Raw genomic sequence first — 20,348 nt, forward strand, 5'->3', positions numbered from 1 at the left:
AATGGCTCTTATGCAGTTCCGACAACTACCGCTTGCGAATCTCGAAGAACTCGCATGCGGCGCGTTCGTGGTAAGCAACGTCGCTGACGCTGGATTGGCTGACGACGGTCGTATCGTCGAAGCGGATAATGATGCCGCCTGTGTCGACGATATGGTCGTCCTTATAGACCCGAAGCTTGAACTGGCGCTCCATCGCCTCGTTGAAATCGTCATCCGTCTGGAGACGGCGGTAAATGGCCATGACAAGGCCTCCTTCCTCAGGTTCCCGTACTAGAGCTTGCGCTCGAAATCATATTCCATGTCTCCGGCCATTGCGGCAGGCGTATCGCCCGTAACGCGGAAATCATGCGTGTACAGCAGCTCATAATCACCGAAATCGACTTGCTTATAGAACTCGAAGCAAGGGAACCCGTCATGGCTGCCCTTCACTTCGACTTGACCGGTTTCTTCGTGAACGGTCACTTGGAGCTCATAATCGACTGCCGGAGCAGCGGGTCGCAGCGGATTGGCGGCAGTTGCTTTCATGATGAAGGCAACCGATGAAGCTTCCCATGTTTCATCCGAGACCGTCACGCCATCGACAGAGGCTTTGCCTTGATTAAACTCGGCAATCCCGCCCGGTTTGGTCACTCGCAGCGTAGTAAGGCCGGTATTGGCAAACGTAAACAGCTTGCGTTTCACAAAATCAACGACAACCTCCTGCTCCACGCGAGATCTTCCTGTATTAACGGCATGAGGCGTAAATTCCCGTGCATCACCTGCATACTCATGGATCAGGCCGGTTTCGGGGTCGGTCATAGCTGGGAGCCATTGCAAGCCGCCGATAAATACACTTCCTCTTATTTTCACAATTGAAGCCATTGTTGAATTCTCCTCACCTTCAGCATTTGCTCCGCTTATTTTAGCATAGAAATGACCCTCACCTTGCAGCCTGTCCGAAAAATTCACATAACTTCCAGCATTCCGGGATACAGTAACTTCTGTATGGTTCCAACATGCAGCAGGCTACATGCGAGAAGAAAGTGGTGAACAACGAACATCATGTACAAACCAAACCGTCTTCGCCCACAAGCTTGGCTTTCTCTGTTGGCGTCGCTTGTCCTCATGCTTTCCGTTGCAGGAACGGCGATGGCCTCGGAGACAGTCGGCGCGCCAGGAGGCCCTTTCCATTTTGGATTTAAGAAGAGTGTTGGCGGTATGCTGCCTTCAATTAGAGAAGAGGGCTTTCAGCAGATACTGGAGCAGCACGGGGCAATCTTCCTTGGCGATACGAAACAAAGAGAGCTGTATCTCACGTTCGATAACGGCTACGAGAATGGCTACACGAGCCGCATCCTGGATGTGCTGAAGGAGAAGGGCGTCCCGGCCATCTTCTTCGTAACCGGTCATTACGTCAAGGACAAGCCGGAGCTGGTGAAGCGGATGGCTTCTGAGGGACATCTGATCGGCAATCACTCCTGGAGCCACCCGGATATGAGCGTTATTCCAAGCAGTCAAATCCAAACGGAGCTCGCTAAAGTGAAGACGGCCGTAGCAGAGCTGACCGGGCAGCAGGAGATGCAGTATCTTCGTCCGCCTAGGGGGATTTTCAACAGCCGGGTACTTGCCGTTAGCAAGGAGCAGGGATATACGAGTGTATTCTGGTCGGTCGCCTATAGAGATTGGGAGCCGAATGCCCAGCGCGGCTGGCGTTACGCCTACGATAACGTGATGAAGCAGCTTCATCCCGGAGCGGTGATTTTGCTGCACAGTGTATCGAAAGACAACACGGAAGCCCTCCCTCAAATCATCGATGCGGCGAGGCAGCTAGGCTACACCTTTAAGCCGCTCAATGAGCTGGAAACCAAGAGTTATTAACCGTATAAAGTAAGGGGAAGGCGAAGAGAGGTGCTGCGCAGGCACCTCTCTTTTATTTGTCGACAAAGAGAGGGAATTATCGAATTATGTCGAATATTGGATGGTAATACCAACGAGCACGACAGTAACAGTAGGAAGGGGAGTAGATATGATAAAAGATTTGGTTGTTAATGCGGCATTCATGACCATGATCACCTTCTTCTCCAGCAGGCTGTTTGCAACAAACAGAAAATATAGCAAGTGGAAAGAAATCCTCAAATTAGGCATTGTACAAGGCATTCTCGGCTGTATTCTCGTCTACTACGGTGTCCGCCTGAGCGATAGCATTGTCATCGATTTGCGTTATGTGCCGGTTTTGATGGCGACTTACTTCGGCGGGTTTTGGGCTGCCGCAATAGCGGGAGCATTAGTCATTATATACCGTTTGACGGTTTCACCGTTCGGGATTGGCGCCATCACGGCAATTGTGACGATGCTGGTTTATGTAGGCGGGGTTGGATTCATCATGCTGCGTGTCCGCAGCCTCTTCCGCCAGTGGGTGTATGCCACGCTGTTCAGCGGAATTGTTTTCCTGATCATCGGCACACAGATGATTCACATTCCGGTGAAGATTTTGCTCATCCTCAGCTTTACCAATACATTAGGTTGTTACGCGATGATTTATTTCCGGTCTTATATCATTCGTGCGAGCGAGCTGGAACAGAAGAATCTCCGCGCAGGCGAAGAACTGCATCGTCTGCTGCACCTCCAATCCGGTATGACGGCGAAGATCATCCGGGACAGCCGCGGCGACTACCGCTATTCCTTAATTGAAGGACAGCTGCTGCACAAACAAGGCTGGACGAATGTCGAGATAACGGGCAAACGGCTGAACGATTTAGAAGGACTGACCCAGGAACATTTAGAACAGGTTGCAAGCATCTACGATCGTGCGTTCGGAGGCGAGGAAGTCAGGTACGAGTCGGGTTTTAACGGGTTTCGAACGTTTAATATCGTGCAGCCGATCTATCAGGACGGACAAGTGACGGAGATCATTCTCTCCAGCACCGATATTACGAATTGGAAGCAAGCGGAGGATGAACTGCGCGAGAGCGAAGAGCGATACCGGACCATTGTCGAGAATTCCAACGACATCTTCATTGCGTTCAATGATGATGGGACGATTCTATCGGTAAACGCGAAGCTGGCCCAGATGTTGGATCTGGATATGGAGCGGATTGAGGGCAAGCGGCTCACTGATTTGGTACGCATCGGCAAAGAGGAAGAGTGGGAAAGGTATTTCCGTGAAGGAGTCGAAACGAAGGAGATGCTCCGGTTTGAGCTGGAGCTCTACTTCGAGGATCAGTCCCCGCGGAGTTTCTCCGTCACCATTCTGCCTATGACCGTGAAAGGGAAGACGCGGATCAAGGTTACCTTCCATGATCTGACCGATTGGAAGCTCAAACGCGAAGCCGATGGGGCCAACAAAGCGAAGAGCCAATTCCTGGCGCAGATGAGCCATGAGATTCGGACGCCGATCAATGCGATTCTGGGACTTAATTATTTGCTGCAGAAAACAGAACTCTCCGATAGACAGAAAGACTATGTCAACAAATCGATTTTATCGACGAGAAGCTTGCTTAATATTATCGACGATATCCTTGATTTCTCGAAGATCGAAGCGAATAAGATTGTGCTCGAGCAGATTGCTTTTGACTTGTACGAGGTTATCCATGATCTCTCCAATATTGTAGCGGTCAAAGCGTACGAGAAAGAGCTGAAGCTGCACTTCGCGATTGATCACCGTGTACCGCAAATGCTGAGCGGCGATCCGCTTCGCTTGAAACAGATTCTGCTTAACCTGGTTAACAATGCCGTGAAATTTACGCATCTAGGGGAAATTGCGGTCGCCATCGATTTCGTGGAACGAAGCGAACATGATGTTACGCTGCATTTTGCAGTGAGAGATACCGGCATCGGCATTAGCAGCGAGCAGCAGAAGAAGCTGTTCCATAACTTCACGCAGGCAGACATGTCGACGACGCGGCAGTATGGCGGCACGGGACTTGGACTTGTCATCAGTCAGCGATTCGTCGAGCTGATGAACGGCAAGCTCGAAGTCGAAAGCACGCCTGGCGTCGGCAGCTGCTTCTCCTTTATGGCGGAGTTTAGAAGTACGGATGCTCCGGTTATGCGACAAGGACTGGAGCTGGATATGAAGTTTCTGCGCGTGCTGCTCATATGCGATAACCCGGAGATGCAGCAGGTGCTGCGTAACCAGCTGGAGCAGTTTAAGTTTATTGTCAGCTTGGCTGCGTCGGAGCAAGAAGCGATCTATAACCTATCGATGCATAACCGGTATGACTTGATTATGGTGGATTGGAAACTGCAATCCGGTAATGCGGTGCAGCTTGCGGAACGAATCAAACGAGATCTGCCTGACAAGTCGCAAGCCATTGTGCTTACAAGCGCCTATCACGAGATGGAGCTGCAAAGGGGCGTACCGTCTCCGGCAATTGAGAAGGTGTTCTTCTATCCAATCAGTCAGTCGCATCTGTTCGATGAAGTGATTTCGCTGATGAAGCCGCAAGCAAATGTGAAACTGCTCGAGACGGAAGATGCGGAACGGGCAGAGAAGTATGCGGTGCTTCGCGGTGCTTCCGTGCTGCTTGTGGAGGATAACGCGATCAATCAGCTCGTTGCGATGGAACTGCTCAAGGGAATGGGGATGCTCATCGATGTCGTCGATAACGGCGAGGAAGCGGTGAACAGTGTGCGGGGCAAGCGATACGATGTTATTTTGATGGATTTGCAGATGCCGATTATGGACGGTTACGAGTCAACAAGACTCATTCGGCAGATCGAGCATGCGAAACAAACGCCGATTATCGCGATGACCGCGGATGCGATGAAAGGCGTGCAGGAAGAAGTGCTTGAAGCGGGCATGGACTATTATTTGACCAAGCCGTTTGATCCTGCATTGATTTACACGGTGCTGCTGCAATCTTTGCAGAAAACAGTCTAGTATTGGAGTGGGAACTGGGAATAATTCACCACTAAAGATGAGCTGCTGATGATATACTTTGATGTATAGTTGGTCATTTATGAGCGAGGTGAGTAAGGAATGAATGTAGCAAAACCAGCGAACACTTCCCGCTTAGAGCAGCCCTACTCGGAGCAGCAGATTGGCCTAACGGAGCTCACGCCATCCTACCGAGTGGATCTGCGCCCGCATCAAGATAAAGCGTATGAGAAATTTATCCGGGTGAATACGGTGAAGGATTGGTCTCAGCTGACCTGGGAGCGGGTTGGCAAGCCTTACGAGGTGCGGACGATGTCGGAAACCCGCAAGCAGTGGGAGCAGGAGCATGAGAAGGCGATGGATGCGAAGACGTCGTGGACCTATTTTAACAAAGCCTTTCACGAGTGGTTTGACAAGGACATCCCGAAGGAAATCAGCAGCGAACAGTCTGCGTTTATGAAGAGTCTCGCAACGTTCAAGCCGTCCGAAATTCGTGCTGCGCTTGGCGATGTGGCCCGCATTCATTTTTGGAATTATGTGCACCGTGTGCAAGACGGTGTATGGGACCCGCGCGGTAAACGATCCTTGTTTGAAGGGCTGAATGTAGTGCGTCCGCGCATTCTGTTTCTCGGTGCTGCGGAAGGCTATGAGGCGATGCAGCTTGCGGCGCTGTATCCGGGTGCCGAGGTTGTGCTGGTCGACTATGATGCCTATTGCAAAACCGTTCGTCACGGTGAGTTTCCCGATTCATATCCGTTTCTAGGCTCAAGCTCATCTACGGGCGGGGCGAAGGTGTACTATAAGACTGACTTCAATATCGAATACGTGGTCGATGACGTTCGTAATCTATCGTTTGGCAAGACGTTTGATATTGTGCTGTCGGTTGGACTACTGGAGCATTTCCCGGATGCCTACAAACCGGAAGTCGTGGATTGGCACCGCAGATTCCTCAAAGACGGCGGTTATGCGATCTTCACAACACCGCGCAACCAATGGAAGAGCAGATTGTTCTACGTCGTTATGGCTGATATTATGAATCACACGTATCGCGAGCTCATGACGGTGGAGCAGATGGGATTATATATTTACGAAAATGGCTTCGACATCATACGCCATGGCTATATCAAGGCGCACAATGCGGTAATTGCCCAGGTACGCTAGGGCGTATGCTTCTATGTTATGGATTGATGTAAGCACTTACATTCGGAGGCCGGATTGGTCCGGCTGACCGGGAGAGCAGGGATAGCATGACTTCGTTTGATCCATTGTTGAAGCGGCAGCAGACCTGGTTTCAAACAGGTGAAAGCCGAAGCTATTCGTTTCGCATTGCACAGCTTCAGAAGCTGAAGCGAGCTGTGGTAGAGCGCGAGGCTGCGATTATCGCAGCGCTCCACACGGATTTAAATAAGAGTGAGCATGAAGCGTATACGCTGGAGATCGGCCCCTTTTACACCGAGATCAACTTCGCGATTAAACATCTTAAGAAATGGATGAAGCCGAAGCGGGTCAAGACGCCGTCTACGCATCTTGGCAGCCGAGGTTACGTGATGCCGGAGCCGCTTGGTTCATCACTCATCATAGCCCCCTGGAATTATCCCTTCAATCTCACGTTAGTTCCGCTAATCGGCGCAATCGCCGCTGGTAATACAGCTGTGTTGAAACCATCCGAATTATCACTGGCAACGACGGACGTCATCGCTTCTATAATTGCAGACAGCTTCCAGCCCGACTATATTGCTGTCGTCCAAGGCGGGGTGGAGACAAGTCAGGCATTGCTGGAGCTGCCCTTTGATCATATTTTCTTTACCGGCGGCGTAGAAGTTGGCAAGTCGGTGATGGCTGCGGCAGCCAAGCATCTAACACCCGTCACCTTAGAGCTCGGCGGCAAGTCGCCGTGTATTGTGCATCACGATGCGTCTATTGCGCTTGCGGCCAGGCGGATTGCTTTCGGCAAGTTTCTCAATAGCGGGCAGACCTGCCTCGCGCCTGACTACTTGCTCGTGCATCACAGCGTGAAGGATGAGCTGCTTGCAGCTATTCATCAATCCGTGACCGCGTTCTACGGAGAGACACCTCTGGAGCATCCGGACTATGGCGCGATCGTCACTCGTCGCCACTATGATCGGCTTCGCGCCTTTCTTGCGGATGGCATGGCTGCCATCGGCGGAGGAACGGATGACGAGAAGCTGCGCATCGCACCGACCGTGCTTGAGGATGTTGCTTGGGACTCTCCCGTGATGCAGGAGGAAATCTTCGGGCCGATCCTGCCCGTATTCACCTATGATGACCCGCGTGAAGTGGTGGCCCTTGTGAATGCGCGGCCCAAACCGCTGGCGCTGTATATTTTCAGCAAGGATCAAGCGGTGCAGCAGTTGTTTACAGAAAACATCTCCTTCGGCGGCGGCTGTATCAACGATACGCTTCTGCATATCGGTACACCGTATTTGCCATTTGGCGGGGTAGGCCACAGCGGAACAGGCAGCTATCACGGCGAGCAGAGCTTCCGCACGTTCTCCCATATGAAGAGTGTGCTTAAGCAGACAACGTTGTTCGACTTTCCTTTCCGCTACCCATCTGCCAAGAATGGGCTCAAGTTTATTCGCATGCTAATGAAGCCTTAGGCGAAAGAGGATGTGCAGACGACTATGAAGGGTACCTATGCGTATTACAAAACGGTTTTTGAAGGCGTGCCGATGCCGTTTGCATTCGTGGATTTGGATATGCTGGACCGCAACATCGCGGCTATTGCGCAGGCAGCGGGAAGCAAGAAAGTGCGGATCGCGAGCAAATCGATCCGATGCCCGGAGGTGATGCGGCGAATACTGGCCAGCAGTCCGGTTTATCAAGGGATCATGTGCTACACCGCTGATGAAGCAGCGATGCTCATACGTGAAGGCTTTGATGACCTGCTGCTTGGCTACCCGCAGTGGCAGCCGGATCGGATTGCCGAACTGGTTCGGTCAATCGGAGAGGGTCGCTCGATTACCTTTATGGTCGACTGTGCCGAGCATGTGCTTCAGATTGAGCGGATTGCCGCAGAGCAGGGAGTCATCGTGCCGCTATGTCTGGATATCGACATGTCGGCGGATTATCCGGGGTTGCACTTTGGCGTCTGGCGTTCACCGTTATCGAAATGGGAGCAGGTGCGCCCCGTTGCGGAACTCATCGTCGCTTCGGCGTGGCTTAAGCTGGATGGCATTATGGGCTATGAGGCGCAGGTTGCCGGTATTGGCGACAACGTGCCCGGCAAGAAGCTGAAGAACAGCGTGATCCGCTGGCTGAAGAAGCGTTCGATCGCCGAGGTGGCGAAGCGGCGCCGCGAAGTCGCGGAAGGCCTCGAAGCGATGGGGGCGGCCCTTCGTTTCGTGAATGCCGGAGGCACCGGCAGTATGGACAGTTCACGGCTGGAAGCGTGCGTGACCGAGATTACGGCAGGCTCAGGATTCTATGCGCCTGGCTTGTTTGACGGGTACGCCGGGTTTCGCTATGAGCCCGCGGCGGGGTATGCGGTGGAGGTTGTGCGCCGTCCAAAGCCGGATATCGTGACTTGCATGGGCGGCGGTTATACGGCTTCCGGTGCGGTAGGCATCGAGAAGCAGGCACAGGTTTATTTGCCAATGGGGCTGGAGTTGTTTCCCCTTGAAGGGGCAGGCGAGGTACAGACACCGCTGCGCGTGCTTAAGAACGGGATTGTGCCTGCGATCGGCGATCCGGTCTTCTTTCGACATGCCAAAGCAGGCGAGCTGTGTGAGCGCTTCTTGCACCTGGTTGCTGTGTCGAATGGCCAACTTGTTGGTGAATATGCAACCTATCGCGGAATGGGGGTTTGTTTTCTATGAATGGACATGCGGCAATGCGCGTAGCATGGTCGAATTGGTCCGGCTCCGTGCAGGCAACTCCACTTGCGATCCTCTACCCCGATTCGATAGAGGCGGTCGTCGATATTGTGCGATCGTGCAGGCGAGAGGGGCGGAAGCTTCGGGTTGTCGGAACGGGACATTCGTTTACACCAATAGCAGCGTCCGGTGACGTGCTCGTCTCACTCGATCGGATGCAGGGCTTGGTTGAAGTCGATGCCGAAGCAGAGACGGCCACCGTCTGGGCCGGTACGAAGCTGAAGCTGCTCGGCGATCTGTTGTTTCAGCAAGGATTGGCACAGGAGAACCTCGGCGACATTGACGTCCAATCCATCGCAGGGGCAATAAGCACAGGCACGCATGGAACAGGCCGGCAATTCGGCAATATAGCGACACAGGTGATTGGGCTGACGGTTGTAACCGGGTGCGGCGAGGTTGTCGAATGCACGATGGATTCCCACCCGGAAACGTTTCGCGGGATGCAAGTATCACTAGGCGCACTCGGCGTATTGGTGCAGGTTAAGCTGAGACTTCGATTTGCATTCAAAATGCGCTACGAGAGCAAGCGGGCGAAGCTGACGGATTGCTTAACGCAGCTGCCAACGCTTGCTGACTCGCACCGTCATTTCGAGATGTACTGGTTCCCCTATGCGGAGTCGTGCCAGCTCAAAATCATGAATGAAACTTTCGATTCCGTCACGCCGCGGCGGGTAGGTGATTATATCAGCGATGTCGTGCTTGAGAATGGCGTATTCGGCTTGCTCTCCGGATTATGTCGACGGGTACCGAAGCTGTGCAGGTCTGTAAGCCGATTCTCTGCGGCGCAATTCCCTCTCTTCAGTAAGGTGGCATACAGCCATCGTCTGTTCGCCACGAAGCGGCTCGTTCGTTTCAATGAGATGGAATACAATTTGCCTGCGGAAGCCATGCCTGCTGTCATCGAGGAGATGCGTGCGGTTATGGCGCAAGAGCGGTTCGCGGTTCATTTTCCGATTGAATGCCGTTATGCCAAAGGTGATGAGATTTGGCTGAGCCCTGCCTATGGCCGGGATTCTGCTTATATTGCCGTACATATGTACAAAGGAATGCCATATGGGCCTTATTTTGCGGCGATGGAGAAGATCTTCCTGCGCTACGGGGGGCGGCCGCATTGGGGCAAGATGCACTCCCTTCGCGCGTCGCAGCTGCAGGAGTTGTACCCGATGTGGGAACCCTTCGTCCGTCTGCGTGAACAGTACGATCCGGATGGCGTTCTGCTGAATCCTTATTTGGAGAAGCTGTTTGGGGTTTCGGAGTTGTCGTTATGATGGGGAGGCACGGTTTGGATCAGAGGGAAGGGCAAGGGCACGGGCACGGGCACGGGGCTTCGCGCTGGTCCGTTATCGCTGCTTATGCGGGATTGGTGGCGGTCACTCAGCTGCTATGGGTAACCTTTACGCCTATCACAACGGACGTCTCTAAACTGTGGGGGGTATCTGTCGATGCCGTTGGGTGGCTTTCGCTCATTTTCCCGCTTGTCTATGTGCTGCTGTCTATTCCGTTTGGTTTCGCGTCGGATCGCAGTTTCCGCGGCGCGCTCACTTGGGGAGCGGGACTTACCGTAGCCGGCGCGCTAATCCGGGTCATGCCCGGATATGAGTATGCACTGATCGGGCAGTTCGTCATCGCTGTTGGTCAGCCGCTTGTGCTCAATGCGGTAAACAAAATGGCGGTGCTCTATGCGGCACCGCCAAAACGTCCAATTGCCATTGCAGCCGGCACCGCCAGCTTGTTTGTCGGCATCATGGTTTCCAATGTGACGGTGCCTTTTTTGCTGGAATGGGGCGGAATGCCTGCCGTGCTGTGGACGCAGGCGATTATTAGTGCAGCCGCTTGTTTGGCGTTGTTGATTACGCTTCGGAAGCCTCCGCTGTATGCAGGGGCGACAACGGATGTGGAGCCAGCGCCAGCGCTTCGCACCTTACGAACGCTGTGGTCGCAGAAGTGGGTCCGGTTGTTTAGCTTGCTCCTGTTTGCAGGCTTCGGTATTTTCATTACACTGGCGACATGGCTCGAAGTATTGGCGGATGCAATCGGTTACAACTCGGTGCAGGTCGGAACGGGCCTTGGGCTCATGACGGCGGCTGGTATTATCGGGGCGGCGGTGCTGCCGGACTTCGCAATGCGCGGCAATCGTGCACGAAACGTGCTCGTGCTGTCACTTGCGGTCAGTGCGGTCCTGCTTGTATTCCTTGCGGCAGGTATGCCTGCATGGTTATTTATGTCGCTGCTTGCACTAGCAGGCCTGCTGCTGCTGGCTGACTTGCCTATCGTGCTTTCGTTTGCCGAGGCTAAAGCGGAGCCGCGCACTGCTGGCGCGGTAACGGGGCTTCTGCTCTTGTTCGGCAATCTTGGCGGCATCGTGCTATCACTTCTCGTTCAACTGCTTCTGGATGAACGAGTTTTGGCCATCGGCGCGCTCGCGGTCGTGACGGTCATCATTGTCCCCTTTGCGCTTCGATTTCCTGGGCAATCAAAACCAGACAAATAAGGAGCGGAACAAGCCGCGCTTGCGCTCGGGTGATGGGACGGAAACAGGCGCTTCAAGCGCTGCTGCGGTTTCTGCGTATGGCGATATGCTCAATGGTGGGATAGGGATAGGCTGCTTGGCATATTCGATCGCTGCGCTCAGGTGATCAATCATTTTGCGCAGCTCCTCAAGTTCCGAGCGATGCTGCAAAATTTGCGCAGCGACGACCTCATCGGCCTTCTGTTCGAGCCTTCGCTCGACCTGAACCAAGCGGCAGTGAAGCTCGGAGTCATGCGTTTCGGATGCAGCAGCGACGTGCTCGTTGTAACCGAATGGCAGGGGGTGCGGACCTGAATAGTTCGTCTGTTCGTCTGCATGCAATTGGCGTTCCGGCTGCTGCTTGAGCTCAGGCTCGGGCTCGGGTAATACAATCATATCCATCGTGTCGCCGCGTTCGAGCGATTCTTTGATATAAGCGAGCATCGACAGGTCAACGGGCGAGAATACATAATGGCCGAATCGATCCTTTTGAAAATAATGAGGGAAGTGGGAAGCCCAGCGTTTGACCGTGGTTTGACTGACGTTCAACGACTCAGCTGCGTCCTTGCTTTTGACAAGTTCCATTCCTATCACTCCGTTCGGTGGAATGCATAGGTAATTCGCGGTCTCGGAACCACTCCCTGCAAGGGTGACAAAGGAAGTGCTGATTCGCTAAACAAAGTGGTTTTACGCGATCTCTCGCGTCTTCGCAGCGGGGGCTGTTCGTCATGTTTCCCGTTGATAATGCCCCTCTCGCGCCGAAAGCGAGGCCTCGAATATGGAGTTTGGAGAAATGAGCGAAAGAGGATCACGAGGAGATCTACATGTGCCCGATTTCGGAGAAATGTGCGAAAGAGGATCACTGGGAGATCTACATGAGCCCGATTTCGGCCAAATGAGCGAAAGAAGATCACTGGGAGATCTACATGGGCTCAATTTCGGAGAAATGTGCGAAAGAGGATCACTTGGTGGTCTACATGGGCGTAACTTAGTCGAAAACAAAAACGGAGAGCCTCGAATGCAAGGCTCCCAGAGTCCGAACATATTAACTGCGGGCTCCGTTGGGGACAATCCCCGACATCATCCACAACACGAGCTCCAATCCCAATCTAGCTAGTCATCGAGAGCCCTCTAAGCTCACTCCACGCCAGCCCATCAACCAAACCATCAACTCACCATTCGATCTACTTTATGCTACTCCCAAAACTGCTCACATCAATAAACGGCGTCGCCCCGCCGGTCACGCTTGGCAGCTTGCCGTCCCATTTGTCCACGGCCATTTCCTGCACCTCGATTTGCTTCAGCTGGATAAGCTCCGGCGTCACCTCTTGCTTCTTCAGCTTCAGCGACTCCGCTTCCGCTTGTGCCTGTGCGATCTTCTGCTTCGCCTCGATTTGAACCCGTTTGAGATCGTTCTCCGCTTTCAACGCCTGCTGCTGCGCGACCTGTTTTGCCTCAATGGACTGATTGAACGCATCGGAGAACTTGAAATTGACGATATTAATGTCATTCACGATTAGATTGTACTTGGCCAGCCGCGTGGTGAGATGCTCGCGAATTTCTCCTGCGACGACATCGCGCTTCGCGATTAAGTCTTCCGCCGGATAGCGGGCCGTCACTTCTTTTACAATTTCTTGAATAGCCGGATTTACGATCACATTGTCGAACGAGCCGCCGACGTTGTTCATCAGCTTATACGCGGCCGTCTTATCAACGGAATAGTTGACCGCCACATGGGTCGAGACAGGCTGCAGATCCATGGAGGACGCGCTCGTATCCGTCTCGGCTTTGGTTACCTGCACATTCACCTGAATGATGCTCTGCACGAATGGGATTTTCATATGAATGCCGGGCGACAGTATGTTATCATTCAATTTGCCGAACGTTTTGTACAAACCGACATTGCCGTACTGGACGGTCTGGAACCCGTTAAAGGCGACGATGACACCGACCACGATCAATAGGGCATACAGAATATAGAATATAGGGCTTCAAATTGACCTTCTTCGTATTCGGTTCCACAACATGCATAATGGCAACCCCTCCTAGTAAATAGGTATGCGTACTTAAGGGATACATACGGAGTTGGCGAACAAATGGTTCAACAAATGCAAGCGGGAAGAGGCGATGGGTAAAATGGAACATAAGGCGCAAGAAGCAGCAGAGTGGATGGTACAAGAGTTGAAGTCGGCAGGCATGCTGCGTCAGGAGCAGGCGGTCGCGCATATTAAGGCGCATTTCGGGGAGCAATTTATTTATGTCAATGAGAATGGCAACGAGTCCATCGACAAGGAAGTAAAGAAAGCATTCAAAAAGCTGCACGGCGGGCGCGCAGCTTGGGAACGAGACGGGTTTTTCTGGGGCTGGGTATAAAGGTGAAGCGAGCTTACACAAGCTAGACGGTGTAGTCGATTTTGCCATCGGCCCATATGACGAGCTGTTTGGATGCCGCGTCATATTCGACGAGGCCATGTGTAGAATAATACCAGGTCTTCTGATCAACAGCGCCCTCGGCGACGACAAAAATGTTCAGTTCGTCGTTATGCCGGCAAAGCGGTGCGCCAATGGATTCTTCCACAGCGTCAACACAGAGTTTCCAGCCTTCCCGGCCCTCTGCAGGTGCGATGGAGAACGTAAGCTCATGCTTCTTCGAATCGAGAAATAATCGGCCGCCAACGGTGTGGCGAATGTACAAATGATCCAATGGAATCCCTCCTTGACAATGCTAACTATAGCACACATACTTACATAAAGTAAGTGAGCAAAATTGAAATCATGAGGAGTGTTCTGGAGCATGATCACCTTATATCCGGCAGCATCGAGGCATTCTGGGGACTTGGGATGGCTACAGTTTAATTTTAGTTTTTCGTTTGCAGATTATTACGATCCAGACAATTTGAATTTTGGTCCGCTGCGCGTATTTAATGAGGATTATATTCAACCTAGTAAAGGATTCGGCACGCATCCACACCGGGATATGGAAATCGTTACGGTCGTGATGAAAGGCGAGCTGGCGCATGAGGACAATACGGGCGGCAAAGAGATTTTAAGACCCGGCGAGGTTCAGCGCATGACAGCGGGAACGGGCATTTTGCATTCTGAGGTCAATTCCTCAGACACCGAAACGGCTAACCTGCTGCAGATGTGGTTCCTCCCTGAAGCAAAGGGACTTACGCCATCGTACGAGCAGAAGTCGTTCGATCCTGCTGCGATGAAGAACGCACTGCTTCCTATAGTCTCGAAGAATCCTCAGAATGAGTCCATCACGTCGATTCATCAGGATCTTACCATTTACCTTTCACGACCGGAAGCGGGTAACAGCGTTTCGTTCAAGCAGGATTCCGCACGCAAAATCTTCCTGTTCGTTATGGAAGGCGAAGTGACATTAAACGGTGAGCACCATTTGGGCCGAAGCGATTCCGCGCGCATTACCGATCTTGAAGAGCTGGTCATTGCTAGTGAGAATGGCGGGCAATTCTTGCTCATCGATTTGCCATAAATCTGTCTGCTCCACGCATAACATGGGCAATAGCCGTTAACAATGAGAGTAAACCTGAAATCTAGCAATGGAGGGACTCTCGTGAACTATAAACCGGCCCAACTAGACTTGCAGTTATTGGCGCAACTGCAGCAATTTGAATCGGATTTGCGCAAGCAAACAGACAGCAATATCGTGTTAATTGCCTATCAAACTACCGGCGAGGAAGCGGATAACGGAGCGGCAGCAGGCGGGAAGTAAGCGACTGAAGCAAGAGAGGAGAGCACAGACCCACCTGGTCTGTGCTCTCCGTGTCTCCGTGAAAGTCTCGATAGGCTGAGTAGCTCCGAAGGGGCTTGCTGGGTTGGGCGGCTGAGTATCAGAAAGTACGAGATGTTCTAACGAACCGTACGGCGCTTATCTGCCCATTAATGGCTCCGCAAAAATTTGCGATGGGCGTATGTTTTTTCGAGCCAACGCTAACGGTTGTGAGAGTGGTTATTTGGCGTAAATTGACCCTTTTTATTTTCTAACGGTTGCCAGCGAGCTTATTTGAGTGTTTTCCACTGGGAATCGCCCCACTTGCTGCAAATAACGTCTGTCACAACCGTTAGAGTTTCAAACAGGCTAATTTCCATGAAATAGCCACGCTGGCAACCGTTAAACATGAAAGTGGCTGCCCTAGTCTTTCTCGAGTAGCCTGAGAGCAAAGAGCACGGACCACCTGGTCTGTGCTCTTTTTGTGTTGTTCTCCACTCCTTATCATAATGGGACTTTTTTCCTGCAATTTGTTCGTGACTTTTGGAGGACATTGGGTTTAGTTTGTCGAAAATTACTAAAAGATGTCACTAAATTGTTCGGGTAGGAGAGGCCGGTATGAAATTGATTTCGGGGAATGCGTTTGGTCAAACCTTTCGCAAATTTAGCGAAGATAAGGAAGAGTATACGAAAGTGCTCTTCCTCTTTATTTATTTGTTTGCGGTTTCATCGGCTTCGACGGTAGGCAGAACAGCGGCGGATGCACTGTTTCTGTCCCGTTTTGGCGCCTCACAGCTATCCTTTATGTATGTGCCGCAGTCGGCGGCGCTTCTGTTAATCGGACTGCTGTTCCAGCGATTCAGTCCGCGGTTTCGGATGGACCATCTGCTCAAGCTGCTCATTCCGTTCATTTCTGCACTGGTGCTGCTCTCGCGGCTTGGCGTGGGCCTGGATTTCAGTTGGGTTTATCCCGTTATCTACGTCGGCTATGATGTCTTCAACTTCCTGATGATTGTGTGTTTCTGGCAGTTTGCAGCTTCCATGCTGGATCAGCGGAAAGTGAAGCGGACCATCGGACTTGTCGGCAGCGGCGGTCTAATGGGCGGTATCATAAGCGGTTTCGGTCTGAAGCTTGTCGTACCTTTAGTGGGGACAGCGAACCTGATTTGCTTCTATGCCGCGCTTCAACTGCTTGCGCTTGTAGCGGTTGTCCGGTTGTTGAAACTCGCCGGGAAAGGGTCTGACCTATTCACCTCCGTTAAGCCACAGCGTAAGCAGGCTGGCGGCGGCGGTGCGAAGAAAAAGGAGAGCGGAGGCTTATTCCGCAACGTTCCCCATCTCAAATATATTGCGATTATGTCGGCGGCGCTGGTTATTACGCTGACGCTGATCGACTATCAGTTTAAGGTTATTTTGCGCGGTACGCTTCAGGATGAGGCACTGGCCGGATTTATGGGAAGCTTCTATGGATATTCAGGGTTGTTGGCTTTGTTTATTCAGCTCTTTGTTGCAGGTAAGCTGCTTACCCGATTTGGTGTAATGGCTGCGATACTGGTATTCCCGATCGCCTTGTTCACCGGAAGCCTCGGCGTACTAATGATGCCCGTGCTGGCCATGGTGGTCATTGTAAAAGGGAGCGACAAGGTGCTTGGCGATACGATCTATTCATCGGTCAGCCAGCTCGTCATGTTCCCGATTCCGCCGGAGTGGCGTAATTCGGCGAAGAGCTTCCTTGACGGTATCGTTCGTAACGGTGCCAAAGGGATCGCCGCTGTCAGCTTAATTCTGCTGTCTCAGCTGTTGACGACGCAGCAGTTTAGTTATGTGATTTTGACGCTGCTTTGCGTCTGTATCGTAGCAGCCGTGAAGGTGAAAGGGGCTTACCTGGAGGCGCTTCTGTCTACTTTGAAGACGAGGGGACATGACCTGCATGAGGGTCAGCTAGATCTGATGGACCCTGCCAGCTTGCGGGTGCTGACGGATACACTTGTGCAGTCCGATAAGGTGCAGGTGCTGTATGCGCTGAAGATTTTGCAGGATATTGATGGATTTGACCTTATGCCGCATCTGGAAGGATTGCTTCGTCACCCCTCGCAAGAGGTTTGCGTAGAGGCGCTTCGTTACATGGAACGGAAGCAGCCTGCAGGGCAAGAAGAATCGCTGCTGGCGCTCATTGGGGAAGGGCACAGCCGAGTTCGTGCTGCTGCGATTCTTGCTTTGGCGGCGTATGCGAAGGATGAGCATTTGGATGATATTACGGCGCGGCTTAGCGAAGAGGACATGGATGTGAAGTCGGCTGCCATTGCGGGTTTGATCAAATATTATGGCATCGAGGGAATGTTCCGCGCCGTGGGCACGTTGAAGGAACTCATGGAGAGCTCTCGTGAGGATGAGCGTACTTCAATGGCAATTCTATTCGGTCAGATCGGCATTCGGGAGTTCTACAAACCGCTGATTCCGCTGCTTCGGGATGAGGCACCGCAGGTTCGTAAATTCGCTGTGCAGTCCGCTGCTGTGCTGCAGGTGCCGGAGCTTGTTCCGCATATCGTGCCGATGCTTCAGCATAACGAGACAAGGGAGGCCGCGGTTGAAACGCTGGCTGCCTACGATGAGCGGGATATTCTCAAGCTGCTCGTCACGTATTTTGACGTGGATTCGGTATCCTTACATTTGCCGAAGGTGTTTGAGCGAATCGGTGGGCAGCAGGCGTTCGACTTGTTGTTCCAGCGGTACGAACCGGCTAATTTTGAAATGCGAGATAAGCTGCTGGAAGCGATGACCCGTATGCGCAAAGGCATACAGCAGGTGGATGCCAAGAGGTTTGAGGGGAATATCTTGCTTGAACTTGAGCTGTACGGACGTTTTACATCGTACCAAGGGGATCTGATCGCAGTTGAAGGGTATGAGGAAGTGGCGGAGGCGGTCGAACAGGTCCGTTCTGCGATGATTAAGCGGATATTCCTGCTGCTCGGATTTATTTATGAAGCCAAAACCATTCAAGCAGTATACGCCAACTGGACCGAAGGTGGCGCTCGCCAACAAGCGAATGCGGCAGAAATTATCGACCAGCTGGTGCAGGGGAACCTGCGGATGGAGCTGGCGAAGCTGATGTCGGCTTCCCGTACGGTGACGGCGAATGCCGTGAAGAACGAGACGACGCTCGAACTAGACTGGATGAACGAGCAGGGCGATGAATGGCTCTGCCAGGTTATTCAATTTGCTTCACGGAGCAAACGCGTGGTCGTGGATGCGGCGGCTTCAGGCCGTCAGAAAGTGGATGAGACCTGGCTTAGCGATCAGATGGAACGGATCGCGATATTGAAGAATGTCTCTCTGTTCCAGGGTTTATCTGCTCGTGAGCTGTCGATGATTGCGATGCGCATGGAGCGGGTGACCTACTCGAAGGGAGCTACCGTGTTTCAGGTGAACGATCCCGGTGATGCGCTCTATCTGATTCAAAGCGGACGAACCGGCATTTATCGCGGAGTTGACAAACTCAATGAGCGTGCACCCGGAGAATGCTTCGGACAAACGGCTTTATTGACGCGCCGATTACGCACGGCTACTGTCATGGCGGAGGAGGATCTTGTCTTGTGGAGGCTTGATTCTTCGAGCTTCTACGATGTGATCTTTGACCGTACCGGCATTGCGCTGGAAATGATGAAGCTGCTATCGAGGCGTCTTCGCTCGAAGCTCGCACAGAAATCGACGGTAAGTACGCGATCTACGGATGAGCAACAGGCGGAAGTCGCGGCTGCTTCAGCTGTCGATGCAGGAGGGGGCACGGAGTCCTCCCAAGAGGAGCACGGCATGGCGAATGATACGATTTTGCGTCGGGTGCTTATTTTGCAGAAAATCGATCTGTTTGCCCGTTTATCCCAAGAGGATGTCATCGCACTCGCGCAGCTGGTTGAGGAAGTGGAATATGCGGAAGGTGAATCAATCTGCCGGGTTGATGATTATGGCGATACGTTGTACGGTATTATAGAGGGAAGCGTTCGTGTACATAAGGGCAGCGAAATATTCGCGACGCTTGGCGAAGGCGAATGCTTCGGCGAAATGGCCGTCATCGACAGTGGACTGCGTTCGGCAGATTGTACAGCAGCAAGCCCTACGGTTCTGCTTCAATTGCACCGCGATCAAGTATTCACGCTGTGCTTCCAGAACATCGGCGTGCTGCGCAGCATGATGCAGGTGCTTGCGGACAGGCTTCGTGGGATGCTGTAAGCGAGAAGTTGAAGCTGAGTTTGCGATCTGGAGCTGGAGGTCGGCGTTTCGCGCCGTTTAAGGGTAAGAGGGAGTGAAGGTTTGAAGTGAAACGAATGATGCAATTGATGGTCTTACTATGTGGAGTAGCTGTACTGCTTGCGGCATGCGGCGGCAAGAGCGAAACACCGCTGACGTTTATCGACAAGGTCAGCTCGACCGATTTGAGCGCGGAGAAAAGCGGCGATGAGGTGAAGCTTGGCCTCACGGAGCAGGAGCTCGTTGCCAAGTTAGGCAAACCGCAGCGCACGCTTAATAACGGCCGAACATTTCTGTTCATGTACGAGGAATACCAGTACACCTCGCTCAGTAATGTCGTGCTTGCCTACTCGCTCGGACCTAAGGTCGCTACGGCAAAAGGCGTGAAGCTGGGCGATACCAAAGCGAGCGCTCTGAAGTTGTACGGAGAGAGCTATTATACGCGTGGTAATGCGATCGGCTACATCGATAAAGAGAAACGCTTGGCGCTGGAGTTCGAGTTAAAGGACGACCTGATCGCGGCGATCTCGGTGTCGGCACTTGCGATGTTTGAGTAGAAGAGAGACAGCTCCGGATTGTGGAGCTGTCTCTTTTTATTTGTTGTTGGGGTGGTAAGACAACAAAATTCGAACCTTTGCGTGGCGCCGAGAGTAGCAAAACCCCACTCTCAGCTTCCAAACCACACCGAAATACGACTGAGAGTCGGGAAATCCGTCTCTCAGCAGCCCAACTAACCCGTTCGAACCCTTGTGCGGCGCCGAAAGTCGGGAAATCCGTCTCTCAGTTCCAAAACCACGCCGAAATACACTTGAGAGTCGGGAAATCCGTCTCTCAGCAGCCCAACTAACCCGTTCGAACCCTTGCGTGGTGTCAAGAGTAGGGCCACTCTCAGTTCCAAAACCACACTGAGATACACTTGAGAGTCGGGAAACTCGTCTCTCAACAGCCAAACTATCCAGATTGAACCTTTTCGCGGCGCCGAGAGTGTCAAAACCCGATTCTTAACTCCAAAACCAGACCGCAATAAGATGAGATTCGGATTTTTTGAATTTTGAGAGCGGCATATCCTCTATCAGCTTCACTTTCGAATGTATACTGCTATCA

17 protein-coding genes are annotated in these 20,348 nt (G+C 52.5%); 12 read left to right on the forward strand and 5 right to left on the reverse strand.

Translation table 11 applies throughout. The features are described 5' to 3' along the window. Window positions 1-25: 25 nt before the first annotated feature. Both AC506A_RS22600 and AC506A_RS22605 read right to left on the reverse strand, forming a co-directional pair. Window positions 26-241, reverse strand: coding sequence for a hypothetical protein (locus tag AC506A_RS22600; RefSeq protein WP_495463254.1), 216 nt, complete (start codon window positions 239-241; stop codon window positions 26-28). A gap of 29 nt (window positions 242-270) precedes the next feature. After that, window positions 271-861, reverse strand: coding sequence for a DUF3238 domain-containing protein (locus tag AC506A_RS22605; protein ID WP_495463255.1), 591 nt, complete (start codon window positions 859-861; stop codon window positions 271-273). A gap of 180 nt (window positions 862-1,041) precedes the next feature. On the opposite strand from AC506A_RS22605, the gene pdaA reads away from it, so the two are divergent. The 7 genes from pdaA to AC506A_RS22640 all read left to right on the forward strand — a co-directional run bounded on the left by pdaA (window position 1,042) and on the right by AC506A_RS22640 (window position 11,245). Continuing rightward, window positions 1,042-1,857, forward strand: a complete 816-nt coding sequence (gene pdaA / locus AC506A_RS22610; protein ID WP_495463256.1) for a delta-lactam-biosynthetic de-N-acetylase — start codon at window positions 1,042-1,044, stop codon at window positions 1,855-1,857. Window positions 1,858-2,005: 148 nt separating this feature from the next. Then, window positions 2,006-4,861 (forward strand): response regulator, encoded by a 2,856-nt coding sequence (locus AC506A_RS22615; RefSeq protein ID WP_495463257.1) that lies wholly within the window; start codon window positions 2,006-2,008, stop codon window positions 4,859-4,861. A 99-nt stretch (window positions 4,862-4,960) separates the two neighbouring features. Further along, complete coding sequence (locus AC506A_RS22620) at window positions 4,961-6,019, forward strand: class I SAM-dependent methyltransferase (protein WP_495463258.1); 1,059 nt, start codon at window positions 4,961-4,963, stop codon at window positions 6,017-6,019. An 86-nt stretch (window positions 6,020-6,105) separates the two neighbouring features. Then, a complete protein-coding gene (locus AC506A_RS22625) occupies window positions 6,106-7,479 on the forward strand; it encodes an aldehyde dehydrogenase (RefSeq protein ID WP_495463259.1) in 1,374 nt (457 codons plus the stop codon). 24 nt (window positions 7,480-7,503) lie between these two features. After that, entirely contained in the window at window positions 7,504-8,697 is a 1,194-nt protein-coding gene (locus AC506A_RS22630) for an amino acid deaminase/aldolase (protein WP_495463260.1), read from the forward strand. Beyond that, a complete protein-coding gene (locus tag AC506A_RS22635) occupies window positions 8,694-10,022 on the forward strand; it encodes a D-arabinono-1,4-lactone oxidase (protein ID WP_495463261.1) in 1,329 nt (442 codons plus the stop codon). Before AC506A_RS22630 ends, AC506A_RS22635 begins: the two co-directional genes overlap by 4 nt. A 14-nt stretch (window positions 10,023-10,036) precedes the next feature. Continuing rightward, window positions 10,037-11,245, forward strand: a complete 1,209-nt coding sequence (locus AC506A_RS22640; RefSeq protein WP_495463262.1) for an MFS transporter — start codon at window positions 10,037-10,039, stop codon at window positions 11,243-11,245. Here the strand turns inward: AC506A_RS22640 and AC506A_RS22645 are convergent. Further along, the gene (locus AC506A_RS22645) at window positions 11,228-11,848 is read right to left on the reverse strand and encodes a MerR family transcriptional regulator (protein ID WP_495463263.1); all 621 of its coding nucleotides are present in this window, start codon (window positions 11,846-11,848) and stop codon (window positions 11,228-11,230) included. The two genes, AC506A_RS22640 and AC506A_RS22645, sit on opposite strands and share 18 nt — an antisense overlap. Window positions 11,849-12,447: 599 nt before the next feature. Continuing rightward, the gene (locus AC506A_RS22650) at window positions 12,448-13,218 is read right to left on the reverse strand and encodes a prohibitin family protein (protein WP_495463363.1); all 771 of its coding nucleotides are present in this window, start codon (window positions 13,216-13,218) and stop codon (window positions 12,448-12,450) included. A gap of 181 nt (window positions 13,219-13,399) precedes the next feature. Between AC506A_RS22650 and AC506A_RS22655 the strand changes: the two genes are divergently transcribed. Next, window positions 13,400-13,636, forward strand: a complete 237-nt coding sequence (locus tag AC506A_RS22655; protein ID WP_495463364.1) for a DUF6953 family protein — start codon at window positions 13,400-13,402, stop codon at window positions 13,634-13,636. A gap of 22 nt (window positions 13,637-13,658) precedes the next feature. Here the strand turns inward: AC506A_RS22655 and AC506A_RS22660 are convergent, their stop codons facing one another. Further along, window positions 13,659-13,967, reverse strand: a complete 309-nt coding sequence (locus tag AC506A_RS22660) for a hypothetical protein (RefSeq protein WP_495463264.1) — start codon at window positions 13,965-13,967, stop codon at window positions 13,659-13,661. Window positions 13,968-14,057: 90 nt separating this feature from the next. Between AC506A_RS22660 and AC506A_RS22665 the strand changes: the two genes are divergently transcribed. The 4 genes from AC506A_RS22665 (at window position 14,058) to AC506A_RS22680 (ending at window position 19,801) form a co-directional block, all read left to right on the forward strand. Further along, complete coding sequence (locus tag AC506A_RS22665) at window positions 14,058-14,762, forward strand: pirin family protein (RefSeq protein ID WP_495463265.1); 705 nt, start codon at window positions 14,058-14,060, stop codon at window positions 14,760-14,762. 81 nt (window positions 14,763-14,843) lie between these two features. After that, the gene (locus AC506A_RS22670) at window positions 14,844-15,002 is read left to right on the forward strand and encodes a hypothetical protein (protein ID WP_495463266.1); all 159 of its coding nucleotides are present in this window, start codon (window positions 14,844-14,846) and stop codon (window positions 15,000-15,002) included. Between the two features lie 615 nt (window positions 15,003-15,617). Further along, window positions 15,618-19,226: an Npt1/Npt2 family nucleotide transporter gene (locus AC506A_RS22675; protein WP_495463267.1), complete on the forward strand. Its 3,609-nt coding sequence runs from the start codon at window positions 15,618-15,620 to the stop codon at window positions 19,224-19,226. Window positions 19,227-19,312: 86 nt separating this feature from the next. Beyond that, window positions 19,313-19,801 (forward strand): hypothetical protein, encoded by a 489-nt coding sequence (locus AC506A_RS22680; protein ID WP_495463268.1) that lies wholly within the window; start codon window positions 19,313-19,315, stop codon window positions 19,799-19,801. Window positions 19,802-20,348 lie beyond the last annotated feature (547 nt).

This window comes from Paenibacillus sp. N22P23, assembly GCF_059383735.1.

Excerpts from the sequence above, each read along its gene's own strand:
- AC506A_RS22600 (WP_495463254.1), bottom strand. The coding sequence starts at position 241 with ATGGCCATTTACCGCCGTCTCCAGACGGATGACGATTTCAACGAGGCG.
- AC506A_RS22605 (WP_495463255.1), bottom strand. The coding sequence starts at position 861 with ATGGCTTCAATTGTGAAAATAAGAGGAAGTGTATTTATCGGCGGCTTG.
- pdaA (WP_495463256.1), top strand. The coding sequence starts at position 1,042 with ATGTACAAACCAAACCGTCTTCGCCCACAAGCTTGGCTTTCTCTGTTG.
- AC506A_RS22615 (WP_495463257.1), top strand. The coding sequence starts at position 2,006 with ATGATAAAAGATTTGGTTGTTAATGCGGCATTCATGACCATGATCACC.
- AC506A_RS22620 (WP_495463258.1), top strand. The coding sequence starts at position 4,961 with ATGAATGTAGCAAAACCAGCGAACACTTCCCGCTTAGAGCAGCCCTAC.
- AC506A_RS22625 (WP_495463259.1), top strand. The coding sequence starts at position 6,106 with ATGACTTCGTTTGATCCATTGTTGAAGCGGCAGCAGACCTGGTTTCAA.
- AC506A_RS22630 (WP_495463260.1), top strand. The coding sequence starts at position 7,504 with ATGAAGGGTACCTATGCGTATTACAAAACGGTTTTTGAAGGCGTGCCG.
- AC506A_RS22635 (WP_495463261.1), top strand. The coding sequence starts at position 8,694 with ATGAATGGACATGCGGCAATGCGCGTAGCATGGTCGAATTGGTCCGGC.
- AC506A_RS22645 (WP_495463263.1), bottom strand. The coding sequence starts at position 11,848 with ATGGAACTTGTCAAAAGCAAGGACGCAGCTGAGTCGTTGAACGTCAGT.
- AC506A_RS22655 (WP_495463364.1), top strand. The coding sequence starts at position 13,400 with ATGGAACATAAGGCGCAAGAAGCAGCAGAGTGGATGGTACAAGAGTTG.
- AC506A_RS22665 (WP_495463265.1), top strand. The coding sequence starts at position 14,058 with ATGATCACCTTATATCCGGCAGCATCGAGGCATTCTGGGGACTTGGGA.
- AC506A_RS22675 (WP_495463267.1), top strand. The coding sequence starts at position 15,618 with ATGAAATTGATTTCGGGGAATGCGTTTGGTCAAACCTTTCGCAAATTT.